Annotated in this window: 8 protein-coding genes and 3 pseudogenes; 7 read left to right on the forward strand and 4 right to left on the reverse strand. The window is 50.0% G+C overall.

Annotated elements, in window-relative coordinates:
- Nucleotides 1-251 precede the first annotated feature (251 nt).
- Together glgP and ACIDITHRIX25_RS93840 are read right to left on the reverse strand one after the other, a co-directional pair.
- Nucleotides 252-2,840 (reverse strand): alpha-glucan family phosphorylase, encoded by a 2,589-nt coding sequence (glgP, locus tag ACIDITHRIX25_RS93835; protein ID WP_201733022.1) that lies wholly within the window; start codon nt 2,838-2,840, stop codon nt 252-254.
- 1,296 nt (nt 2,841-4,136) lie between these two features.
- Nucleotides 4,137-5,792 (reverse strand): putative transposase, encoded by a 1,656-nt coding sequence (locus ACIDITHRIX25_RS93840; RefSeq protein ID WP_201733023.1) that lies wholly within the window; start codon nt 5,790-5,792, stop codon nt 4,137-4,139.
- Between ACIDITHRIX25_RS93840 and ACIDITHRIX25_RS93845 the strand changes: the two genes are divergently transcribed.
- Nucleotides 5,776-6,111, forward strand: a complete 336-nt coding sequence (locus tag ACIDITHRIX25_RS93845; RefSeq protein ID WP_201732758.1) for a hypothetical protein — start codon at nt 5,776-5,778, stop codon at nt 6,109-6,111. The two genes, ACIDITHRIX25_RS93840 and ACIDITHRIX25_RS93845, sit on opposite strands and share 17 nt — an antisense overlap.
- Here the strand turns inward: ACIDITHRIX25_RS93845 and ACIDITHRIX25_RS93850 are convergent.
- Both ACIDITHRIX25_RS93850 and ACIDITHRIX25_RS93855 read right to left on the reverse strand, forming a co-directional pair.
- Nucleotides 6,097-6,330, reverse strand: a pseudogene (locus ACIDITHRIX25_RS93850) (helix-turn-helix domain-containing protein); the annotation flags it as partial. The gene ACIDITHRIX25_RS93845 and the pseudogene ACIDITHRIX25_RS93850 overlap by 15 nt on opposite strands.
- A 30-nt stretch (nt 6,331-6,360) precedes the next feature.
- Entirely contained in the window at nt 6,361-6,522 is a 162-nt protein-coding gene (locus ACIDITHRIX25_RS93855; RefSeq protein WP_160291920.1) for a hypothetical protein, read from the reverse strand.
- Between the two features lie 559 nt (nt 6,523-7,081).
- Between ACIDITHRIX25_RS93855 and ACIDITHRIX25_RS93860 the strand changes: the two are divergent.
- From ACIDITHRIX25_RS93860 to ACIDITHRIX25_RS93885, 6 genes and pseudogenes are all read left to right on the forward strand, one after another.
- Nucleotides 7,082-7,702 (forward strand): annotated as a pseudogene (locus ACIDITHRIX25_RS93860) (IS3 family transposase); the annotation flags it as partial.
- Between the two features lie 138 nt (nt 7,703-7,840).
- On the forward strand, nt 7,841-9,046 hold the full coding sequence (locus tag ACIDITHRIX25_RS93865) for a tyrosine-type recombinase/integrase (RefSeq protein ID WP_201733024.1): 1,206 nt from the start codon (nt 7,841-7,843) through the stop codon (nt 9,044-9,046).
- A 419-nt stretch (nt 9,047-9,465) separates the two neighbouring features.
- Complete coding sequence (locus ACIDITHRIX25_RS93870; RefSeq protein ID WP_349632169.1) at nt 9,466-9,999, forward strand: tyrosine-type recombinase/integrase; 534 nt, start codon at nt 9,466-9,468, stop codon at nt 9,997-9,999.
- Nucleotides 9,996-11,036 carry a tyrosine-type recombinase/integrase gene (locus ACIDITHRIX25_RS93875; protein WP_201733026.1) on the forward strand — a complete coding sequence of 347 codons (1,041 nt, stop codon included), beginning with the start codon at nt 9,996-9,998 and terminating at the stop codon, nt 11,034-11,036. Before ACIDITHRIX25_RS93870 ends, ACIDITHRIX25_RS93875 begins: the two co-directional genes overlap by 4 nt.
- A 154-nt stretch (nt 11,037-11,190) precedes the next feature.
- Entirely contained in the window at nt 11,191-11,454 is a 264-nt protein-coding gene (locus ACIDITHRIX25_RS93880) for an integrase core domain-containing protein (RefSeq protein WP_268749167.1), read from the forward strand.
- A gap of 46 nt (nt 11,455-11,500) precedes the next feature.
- Nucleotides 11,501-12,033, forward strand: a pseudogene (locus ACIDITHRIX25_RS93885) (reverse transcriptase N-terminal domain-containing protein); the annotation flags it as partial.
- Nucleotides 12,034-12,046: the final 13 nt, after the last annotated feature.

Consider the following 12,046-nt stretch of genomic DNA (forward strand, 5'->3'; position numbering starts at 1 on the left):
ACTCCCTGGCCCTGTCTTCACCTTTATTTTTACAGAGCCCAACGGGCCAAGCCTCACATCGATGCTCATTAGCGGCTAAATAAAAAACCTGAACCGATCTAGCGATCGCCCCAAGGTGTCATCGAGGCGATAGATCGCTCCTTATTGCAGAGTTAGAAATAAGTCACAAAGAATCCGAGTCAACCTCTATGGCCATCAAGATAGACTTCGCAAGCAATCTTACGGAGCCGTCTTTTGACAATCCGAAGAATCTAACTGTGTATTCTCAGCCCCATCTCAAACTCCTTAGCCAAATTGGGATTCGATGGAAAGACTTGGATTAGATAGCCAAAGGTTCCGCCCCCCTTAGCGTCAAAGGCAGCCCTATATAGATTGACCTCAGTTGGCTGTTCATCTTTTCCATGTGAAAGTTCATGGCTTGTCATATAGGAACCAGTAAAAGTCGCCTCTAAGGTTTCGTAACGAGCAAACTCTGTACTTCCGGGAAGAACCGGACCATAAAGGACTTCGACCCGTAGATCTTGCGCAGCTAGTCCCTCAGCACTAACCTCGATATGTAATTCTCGTAGATCACTCGAGCCACCATCGTCATCATTCGATTCCTCGGCTGGCAAGCCTGGCACCACATCAAATGAGTAAATCCGAACATTCTCAAAAGCCGCTCGAATTTTGGCCTTCCATTGAGTAAGTTCCTTTATTCCAGCAAAATCATCTTCAAACAACCGCTCTGAACGTCGAGCTAGAGGTACATAAAAGTCATCAGTATAATCTTTCACCATACGAGCGCCAGATATATAGGGTACGAGGCTGGCCATCGAGTAGCGAACCATCTCATACCATGCAAGCCGGTCGCCATTTGCATTCTTGTTGAAGTAAAGGGGTATAACCTCTTCTTCAAGGGTCTCAAAGATGCTGGCAGTCTCATATGCATCTATCTCGTTGTTATCAAGGCCATCAGGGGCAGATGTCGGAGCGAAGCCGTTCTTGGCGTCATAGCATTCAGACCACCAACCATCAAGAATTGAACAGTTTAGAGTTCCATTCATAGCCGCCTTCATACCTGAGGTACCTGATGCTTCAAGTGGTCGACGAGGGGTATTGAGCCAGACATCAACGCCTTGATATAGAGATCGAGCGATCGAAATGTCATAATCGGGAACGAATATAAAGCGGTCTGAGACGCCATTATCTCTAGCAAAGCTCAAGATGCTCGCGATCATCTCCTTGCCAGGATCATCAGCGGGATGCGCTTTTCCAGCGAATACAAAGGCAACGGGCCGTTCACTATTTCGAAGCATTGCCAGCAAGCGATCTTTATCCCTCAGCAAGAGGGTTGCTCTTTTGTAGGGGGCAAAACGTCGTGCAAATCCAATGACTAAAGCGTCAGGCGTAATCGAGACGCTGTGAGTGCTTTGACCATCACGCGCAACCTTATAGTCGCTCTTTTTTAGGCGCCGTTCGATCGCATCCACTAAGACCATCTTGGCAGTGCGTTTCGCACTAGCAATTTCTAGAGGATTGACCTCCAGAAATCGATCGTACTCTTTGACGTCAGCCTCGGGCCAGGAGTCCAATAGCGTCTTTGAGAGCAGCTCGTCTATCTTTGCCAGCGTCCAACTTCTAGCATGTACCCCATTGGTCACGTGCTCGATTGGAATTTGGCTCACATCTAGCTGTGGCCAAAGGTCGCTAAACAGCTCTCTCGAGACAAAACCGTGGTCCCTCGAGACCCCATTTGCCCTACCTGATAGGCGCAGCCCCATATGAGCCATATTGAACTCGTCGCTCCCAAAGTCCCTACCCGCCGATCCAAGTGCAAGAAACTCATCGAGGTCAAGGTCCATGCTCTTTAGATACGGCCCCAAGTAGGTCTCGATCAATCCTCTATCGAACCGATCAATACCTGCCGGAACTGGAGTATGAGTGGTGAACATCGTAGTGGCACGAGTGGCCTCGATTGCCTCTTGCATGTTGAGACCGCTGGCTCTAAACTTTCGAATGCGCTCTAGCGTCAAAAAGCCTGCATGGCCCTCATTCATATGAAAGACGTCAGCGCGTACTCCAAGAGCGTCTAGTGCTCGTACTCCACCAATCCCAAGAAGAATCTCCTGAAGTAATCGGTGGGTTCTATCCCCTCCATAAAGTCGATCGCTCACATTGCGCAGAGGCACCTCATTTACCTCGAGATCAGTATCTAAAAGTAAAAGGGTAATACGGCCCACTGTAGCTATCCGGATAGCTACAGTCAGAGAGTCATTGCCTATCGGCAACTCAAATCGATGACTTGGGTCACTCGATACAAGTCGATCGGTGTCAGGATCGTGAGAATAAGTCTCGTGTTGCCAGCCATCTGATCGAAGCGACTGAGAGAAGTAACCATCACGATAATATAGACCAACCCCTACGATTGGGATTCCCAACGAAGATGCTGACTTCAAATGGTCACCCGCTAAGACGCCAAGGCCACCAGAATATTGTGGTAGAGCCTCGGTAATACCAAATTCCGGAGAAAAATAAGCCACCTGAAGATTCTCGTGTGGGTACTTAATTTGAAAATATCCACTTGAACTTCGATGACGCCTCAAATCGGCAGCTATCTTATTCAATTGCTCTACAAATCGAGGGTCTGAAGCCAACTCGGCGATGCGAGCCATTGGCACACGATCCAAGAGCGCCGCAGGATTTCTCTTGGTCGACTCCCAAAGTTCCGGGTCAATCCATCGAAACAACTCCGCCGACGGAACGTGCCACGACCACCTGAGGTTCCCAACAATTTCATTCAGGGGCAATAAAAGCTCGGGCAGTTTCGAGCCAACGTTGAAGACATGAGATGCTTTCATGCCTTACAACATAAGCTGCATAAACCAATTCCAGGTCACTTTAGAGATAGCCATGAAAGCGTTTACATCTCAAGTGCGCACAAGACTAGATTTCAATTAGGTCTCAATGATACTAAAGACCACTGAAAAGGCCCGTTATTCTACAAATCCATTATTGACCATCTCACATTCCTCAAGCGAACCAAAGCTTCCAAATAGCTGGATTCACCCCAAATCGCTTTTCGCCAACAAAACAGAGCCCACCTTACCCCTAAGAACAGCCACTAAAACAAGTACCCGAAATAGACCCTTGGTGTCGCCCATCTCAAAAACAGCCCTTAGTTGGCCTCGGGACTACTCAACACCATGTGACCGAACCACCTAAAACTTAGAAATCCCATTCCAAACATAGCAAGACCAGGTGATAATCGATCTTGACTATGGCCAAGGAGACAATTGAATAAGTGGATTTTTACTCGTTAGGGATTCTAAACTCCGCGTAATGCCAAACAAGGCATAGCAAGCGCAATCCGAGTCAAAAAATACCACACAAAATAACTTAATTTTGCATTGTGCAATTGTCTCCGTGCGACATGAGGGCGCCAAACTTAACGCTTCGAAAAAGAGGAGCTTGTCATTCAGCTGGCAAAGCCCACCGACACATGCCAGAGGAGTAATTCTCTGGTATGGAGCTGTCGGAAAAGTACCCGCGGGGAATCTCATAGGCCAAATCCGTGAGGTGAAGCCGACACTGCCAGCAACAAGGCCCTAAGGGGCCAGACAATAAGGGACCAGGCAATAAGGACCAGGCAGCATGGAGGTAGGCATAGCTGGGTATGAGCAACATATGTGAACTGCTGGTTAAAGATCGTTATTGCAAACAAGCCAAAGTTGCTGATGGGCTTAGACCAAAAGCTATCTGGAACGGTCGAATCATTGTCTTATAGATGCGCGCTGACAACAATTTCCTTCTGTGAAAAGGCAGGCCCTAACCCCAGCGTATGTTATTTCGGTGGAACATTTCTAAGTCGCTATCTCCGCCCAAGCAATTGGGCAAGCCAACTACAAGGAAGGCCGATGGGAATGCGGGCATACGGATTGGTGGAATATTCAATTGGAGGCAAAGCGAAACGCGCTCTTGTAAAGAGACAGATACACCTTGAGACATTACCTGTTGAGACATTACCAGGTGCGAAGCCAAGCAGACTTCTCTGTGGATTCAGGTTAAACCGTTTTAATTTCCTTTACAGTTGGTGCTCAAGAAACAAATACCGACACCGCTTCCGACTCCAGGGCGCCTGACATGGGGGATAAAGTTCAGGAGATGCCAGGTCGATCTTTGACCGAGAATCGCATGACCAAATTGGTCTTCGGATAGCAGGTTTTTGAGGACGTAAGTTGTTCACACAATGAAACAAGTACACTGGTGCGTCGAGGGGCAGATAACGGGTCGATCCGGATCTCAAGTGCTCCATCGACGATTTGGAGATCACCAGCGCAATTGAATGCTTCACGTAGCAATGCCCTCGCCTCGTCCATCGGACAGATGGGTGCGATCATGCGGGCTAAAGCCGACTCCGCTTTGTAGGTAGACATGCGGATTGCGTGAGTCACGAGCTTTCTCTCCTCGTCCATGAGTACCGCCTCTGGGCGAATGCTACTAAGTGGTACTCGGGTGGGGATATCATGGACCTCCTGGCCGAGGCGGTCAACTTCGCTTCGTGCCTTTTCTGTTATTGCTGTGAGTTCTGCATTTTGTGTCTTGAACTTCACCAAAGATGTCCGCTTCGACTCCTCGAGTGCGATACCTATCGCTGCTTCTGCCTGAGATAGGGCGAGACGTGCTTTGCGTAATTCAGCCTGGGCTCTCTTTTTCGCAGGATTTGGGACCATGCGAAAAGGGTCGTCTCCTACAAAACTGTAGGAATCGAGTGCATCGAGTGCGAAGTGTTCTCTTGCATAACGGAAGTAGTTCTCCTGACGCCAGCGGGCAAACATACGATGAGCTATCTCTGACGCACTGGCATCGGTGCGGGAGGTTACTATCTGGGTTTGGCGACCACCTTCCCTACGTCTGGTGATCTGACGACAGCTAAGGGTCTTTTGGCCGTCAACTTCCTTTGTGAGATTCAGACAGATACTCCGATCAGCCAGCTCATAGAGGTATGAAACGCCATCCTCAGAAAAGGACTCTTCGAAAAAGGCATCATCTGGCTCTTTCGTGCGCTTGTTTTTGACGTAGGTGACAAAGTCGATCTTGTTTCGGACCATTTCTGCGAACAGATTTGGTGACCATCCGCCACGGTCGAACACCACGGTCATCGTGTGGCCCTTTGCCAAGGCTTTGAGTGATGGGAGTAGGCGCCTGATCTCCGAGACCAATGAGGCGCTAAGTTCAGAGGTCACGACAAAAACAGGGTCACCCCTCTGATCGGTCGCCCAGGTCTCAACGGTTGCTGGTGCTGCAATCCTGGTTCTGGTCACGTGTGCTTTTTGTAGGTCTCGTTTCCCTGAATAGACTCGGACGTGGCCATCGAGATAGAGGTAACCCATTACGTCGGGATCTTGTTCTGCGTGATACTCACTAAGGGCATTTACGAATTCAGATCCTTTGTTAGGTCCTGCGATCTCGCTCAACTTTCGTCGGATGGTCTTTACCTCATGGGCACGGTCGAGTCCGAGGAGTCGACCGAGGTCTGAGGGTGGGATACGGGTTGCACCTTCTGCGAGTGGCTCTCTAAAGACCGCTAGAAAGACCATGGTGAGAATCGTTGCACTCAGGCTGTAGAAACCGTCAGACAGGCTGTGATAAGTCTTCTTTGCCGAGCTAAAGAGTCCAGTCTGTGCCAATGTCGGAAGGATCAACAGTGATCCCAGCCTCGCTAGTCCAGCACCTTGGGTGAATACAGGCGTTGCACTTTCAAGAAGACCAAAGCGGGCAAGGACTCGTTCTTTGGTGCGTGGTTCAGGCAATGGAACCGGAAGAAGTCCAGTACCAGAAGATAGCTCTGTTTCAGAAGATAGTTCAGTACCAGAAGATAGCTCAGTCTCAGAAGATAGTTCAGTTTCAGAAGATAGCTCGGCTTCTGCAAAAGAGTCATTCTCTATGTCATCTGTCGACGGATGGATTGCACGGGCAAGCTCTATCTCGTCACCTTCGGTGTCTCTTTCATCCAGATCACCTGTATCCGACGGATCGATTACCGCTGATACCTTCGATTTCGGACCAAGGCGGCCAAGTGCTTGGCGGGCCGGACAGGTAGAAATACCGAGCTCATCAGTTATCGACTGAATCGTTCTTCCGTCGAGCCGCAGTTCCTTGATGTAGGAAGAGACTTCTTCGGGTTACTAGGCGCTGTGACTTCGGACCTCTCTTCGCATCGATGAGGCCGGCTAGACCGAATTCTGCGAAGTCTCTGCGCCAACGCCACAAGGCATTGGGTTTGATCTCAAACGCACGAGAAACATCAATCGGTCGTGAAGCGCCAGTTTCTACAAGTTGCACTGCAGCAAGTCGCCGAAGGGGTTCGTCACCCGGTCCCTAGGTGTAGACGACATTGCCCCAGATAAAGACCGCACCTCCACGCTCGTCTTCGTAGATGCCAGCAGAATCACCGATTGGGAGGGTTTCTTTGGGAACCAGTGGCAATGGTGGCTGACCGATCATCAGCCCGGAATTCTGGTTGCCTGAGGTGGTTTCCATCTCATCAATTATATCATATTCAAGCTCCGAAACAGGTCACCTGCAGAATTATTTATCCAGCTCAGAGGCTAATTTACAGAAACTTGCTGGGTACCATGTCAGGAGGCCTGAATTCATAGAACCTCATAGACTAGGAAGGCAAATGAACATGGCTAACGCCACGTGTGGCCCTACTGACGAAACGGATTGGGATAAGATCGATTGGTCGAAGTGAGGTTACCCAGATTTAGTGGACACCTGTTAAGCCAACATAGATTGTTGGTAGAAAGGATGTCATCATGGGAGCAACAAGGCGTAAATTCACCCTTGAGTTCAAGATACGAAGCTCACTCATCGAGTTATAGATTCCGCCACGTTCATTCCAGAAGTTGCGAGTGAGCTATCTATTTTTCAAGAAGCACTGTATCGATGGGTAAAAGATGAACGAATACGTCTAGAGGCAGCATCTAGTGTCAGTGAAGGACCACTAAGTACTGATGAAAGAAGAGAACTCATAAAGCTTCGTCGTGAGATGGCAGAGCTCAAAAAAGATAATGAGTTCTGAGGGAAAGCCAATCGCGTACTTCGCAGCCAAGCAAGCAAACGAGGGCGATTTGCCTTGATGGAAGCGGAGTGCGCCAACTTTGAAATATCACGGATGGCGCGACTACTTGAAGTGTCTCGATCTGGCTACTATGCCTGGCTACATCGGTTAGAGAACCCAGCCGATGCCAAGGTAGCCAGAGATGACCTTGAGGTGAAGATTATCTCCATTCACAGGGAATCTAATGGAACTTATGGTTCCCCAAGAATCACCGCCGAGCTACACGACCGGGGGGAGGTAATAAGCAAAAATAGTGTTGCAACTCGGATGAGAAATCTTGGCATAGAGGGTATCTCCCCGAGGTCATTCAAGGTCAAGACCACTACCGCTGACCCTAAGGCTTGTTATCCCAGCGACCTCGTCGAACGTGACTTCGACAAGGGATATCTAAATACCGTTCTTACCTCAGATATCACTTACTTGCGAGTTGGAGAGGGCTTTGCCTACCTTTGTGCCATTCGTGATGAGCACTCCGGCAGGGTGCTTGGATATTCTGTCGATCGCCACATGAGGACAAGCCTTGTCATTGAAGCGCTCCAGCAGTCAATATCCCTCAGGGGAGACGATATCCAAGGCGCAATTTTTCATACCGATTAAGCCGAGGTTTTCATTAAGCCGAGAAATTATAGTTATACCAGCGTAGTCATGGCTTACTGAACAATTTCTCGGCTTAATGTTTCGGTTGATTATCGTTATTATCAGTCGTATCTATATGTCTTTAGAAAGGAGACGGTTATGGATACGACGGTCACAAAGATTGGCGCAGTGGTGGTTGCAGAGCTGCGCTCGGCCGGTTACATGAATTCGACGATTGGTAACTACCAAAAGACAATCAAGCGTCTGGCTGACTTCGTCGAGGAACGAGGCGGTTTCTACACCCTCTCATTAGGGGCCGAGTTTGCTTCGATGACAACTAGTCCGCGCACTGGCCACTTTAGTGCTCAACGCCGGTTCGACTTCGGTCGGATCGTAGGCGTATTTGACTCGTATGTACAGAGTGGGCATGTAGACGTATCAATGCGTACACGTGGCGGTGGTGGGCGCCAACCGGCAACTAGCGAGTTCTCTAGGCTGATCGCAGCGTGGGATGCAGATATGGCAGATCGCGCTCTGGCATTGGCGACGCGCTCTGCCTATGGTCGGATATCTCGCAGCTTTCTCGTATTCCTAGAAGACCGTGGAGTGGTCAGTCTCGAGCGAGCTGATGCCGCTAGTATTCTTGAATTCCTCGAATCTTTGCTAGATAGATGGGCGAAGTCCTCTCTGTTCTGGGTTGTATCGAACTTCCGTCCATTTTTGACTTTCATAAACCGCGGCGACTTAATCGACGCGGTGAATCTAACCGGAGTTAAGCGTTCTCATAGGATCCTTCCCGTTCTCAGCGACCACGACCAAGAACTTCTCGTGCAGGCATGCATGTCGAAGATAGTGAGTGCACGCGATAGCGCCATCACGCTACTTGCACTTACGACGGGACTAAGAGCATGTGACATCGTGGCTCTGCGACTGATAGATATCAATTGGCGGGAACGGACCATCGGCATTATTCAACAAAAGACGCATAACCCTCTGACGCTGCCGTTGACAGTAATGGTGACCTCCAAACTCGGTGCTTACATCCTTGATGAAAGGCCCGACTCAAACGATGATCACGTATTCTTGCGCTGTGTGGCGCCGCACACCAAACTGTCCGATCATTCCTCGATCTACCGTGTGACGAAGGAAACGTTTCGCAAGGCCGGAGTCACCGACATAAAGGCCGGGACCAGCTTTCTGCGCCATAACGCCGCTTCCAGGCTACTGCGCGCTTATGTCCCTCTCGCCACGATATCGGCCGTACTCGGCCATGCGAACCCGGAGTCGACCAACCTCTATATGAGTGTCGATGATGACCATCTCAGAGAGTGCGTACTTCCAGTTCCGACAGGTGCGCGATCATGACCGGGCACGGTTTCACTAGTGCGTTCGCTACAGAACTGGAGGAGTACCTTGTATTCAAGGAAAATATGGGCTGCTATGGGAACTCTCGGATATTTTACCTAAAGAAGTTTGATGCTTATTGTGTTGAACATGATTTGAGGGTCTTCGAGCGTGCCACTGTCGAAGGGTGGGTGACCGCCCAACTGGAACGATCGAGCTGTTATCGATCATGGATGTCCTACATCAGGGACTTTAGCCGATGGCTGGTGGCGCATGGAAACAAAGATGCCTACGTGCTCTCTGATAAATGGAAAGCCTCGTTCATTCCAACTCACCCCTATCTGATGGCCAGCCACGAGATCGAAGGTTTCTTCAGCTCTGCGGCTCAGCTTGAGGTGCAGTCCCCATGGCGATGGCAAGCGGTTGCGTTCTTCGCGCTTATGCACTCGTGTGGAATCAGAACCGGTGAAGCCCGCGCTCTTCTGAGTGAGCATGTCAACCTCCATGACGGCCACATCGACATCTTGTGGTCTGAGGGCAACCGCAGTCGGAGGCTCCCCTTGACCGGCGAAGTCATTGAGATTCTCGCCGCGTGCGAAGGGATATCGAAACAACACTTTGGCCCGTCCCGCCAGACATTCTTTGTCTCTAGTAATGGCATCAAGGTGACAGCTGCAACGGTCGGAACAATATTCAACCGCATCTGGGATCAGGCCGCACTGAAGAGACCGACATGTGGCCAGCAGCCTCGACCATATGACTTCCGGCATCATTTCGCCTACGCCAACATCGAAAAATGGATGGCTCAAGGAAAGGACGTCACCGCTATGTTGCCATATCTGTCGCGCTATATGGGGCATGCGACTTTCGATAGCACCTACTACTACATTCACACTTCTCCTGACTTCATGGGATCATACGCCCAGATCACTCAGAAGAGCCGGTCGCTACTGCCGGAGGTGGGATTCGAATGAAACGCTATCCAAACACCGACGCCCCGAACTTCTGGAGCTTTGCTAGGGATTACCTCCATATCTACATGTCCACGGTGAGAAAGTGCTCGCCAAAGACGATTGAAGCCTACCGGATCAGCCTGGAATGTTTTCTGAGCTATTTAGCAACCAATGAACATGTCGAACGTGAAGTGGTCAGCTTCGACCATTTCGATCGAGCTCACCTTAAAGCGTGGCTGGCCTGGATGGCGAAAGACAAAAACTACGCATCCAATACCATTGCACTGAGGCTCAGCGCGGTCAAAGCATTCCTGGCCTACTCATCCCAAGAAGAACTGACCCTCGTAGCGCTTAGCCAGGCAGCCAAGACACTTCGAACACCTGCCAGCCCCAAAAAACCAATCGAGTATCTAACCGAACCTGAGACACGGGCGATACTTTGTGCCTTCACTGGCAAGACCGCGAAAGCACGTAGAAACCGGATGCTCCTTATCCTTCTCTACGATACCGCAGCTCGTGTGAGTGAGATCACGGCCCTGACACTAGGAAACCTGTCTCTTGGGCCGCCTGGGCATGTTACTCTTACCGGAAAGGGGAACAAAACCCGAATCGTACCGCTAACAGAAAAGACAATCGATCATTTGGGGGTCTATCTCGCAGAGTTCCACACGAACTCGGCTCGACAACCTACGACACGACCGCTGTTTTATAGCCTCCACCAGGGGCTATCGATGGGGCTATCGGTCGACACCGCCGCGGCAATTTTGAAAGAATCCGCCCGAAGTGGCCGCTTGAACTGTCCCAGCATCCCCAAAACGATACATTGCCACATGCTGCGCAAGACCAAAGCTATGGACCTCTACCGCCAAGGTGTTCCGCTGCCAATTATCATGCGTCTGCTCGGTCACGAGAATACCTCCACCACCGCAGCGTTCTACGCTTTTGCAACTATGGATATGATGCGACAAGCCGTCGACGCTGCCACCCCTGTATTCGACGTTGTCGACGAGAACGTCCTCACTGAAGAAAGGCTTCAGGTCTTATATAGCCTGCGATAGCACCGAAACATTAAGCCGAGAAATTGTTCAGTAAGCCACGACTACGCTGGTATAACTATAATTTCTCGGCTAAATGAAAACCTCGGCATAATCGCTATTAAGCCGAATTCGGCATAATACCGATCGCGGGAGCCAATTCACCGATCGTCGCGTCGTGGAACTCTGTGAACAGAATGGCATTATCCGGTCAATGGATAAAACTGGATCTTGCTACGACCATGCAACCGCTGAATCGTTCTGGTCGATCTTCAAACACGAGTACTTCTACCGCCATGTATTTGAAAATATGTCCGAGTTGAAGGCTGGGATTAGGGGTTACATGGACTTTTATAACCATAAAAGGCGCTATTCGAAGATCGGTAACGTCTCACCGGTTGGTTATGAACTAACGTTATTGGAGTCCGCCAAGGCGGCCTAGTCAATGTGTCCATTATTTATGGGTAACCTCAAAGCTCAACAGTAACGTCAAGAGGCTGCAAGCCCGCATCGTAAAGGCTAGACATCCAAGGCAAATAGAACAAGGCGAGAGCCCTTCAACATCTGCTTACTCACTCATTTAGCGGCAAGGCACTTGCCATAAAGAGGGTGACAACCAATAAAGGCAATAAAACCCCGGGTGTAGACAAGATAATCTGGTCAACACCCAAATCAAAGACAGATGCCATAACACAGGTGACGCAGCGGGGCTATCAGCCTTTGGCCCTTCGACGCATCTACATAGCCAAGAAAAACCCCAAAGAAGAGTCCCTTGGGAATTCCCCTAATGGGTGATCGAGCATTCCAAGCTTTATATAAGCTGGCACTCGATCCCATCGCAGAGACATTGGAGGATCCGAACTGCTGCGGATTTCGTACCGCCCGCTCAAGGCAAGATGCGGCCGGACAGTGCTTTATCGTGCTGGCGAACTGCAACCGGGCACAGTGGATACTTGAGGGCGACATCAAAGGCTTCTTTGACAATATCAGCCACGACTGGATAATCGTCAATATCCCTATCCCATCTTTCCGAA

This window comes from Acidithrix sp. C25, assembly GCF_904848545.2.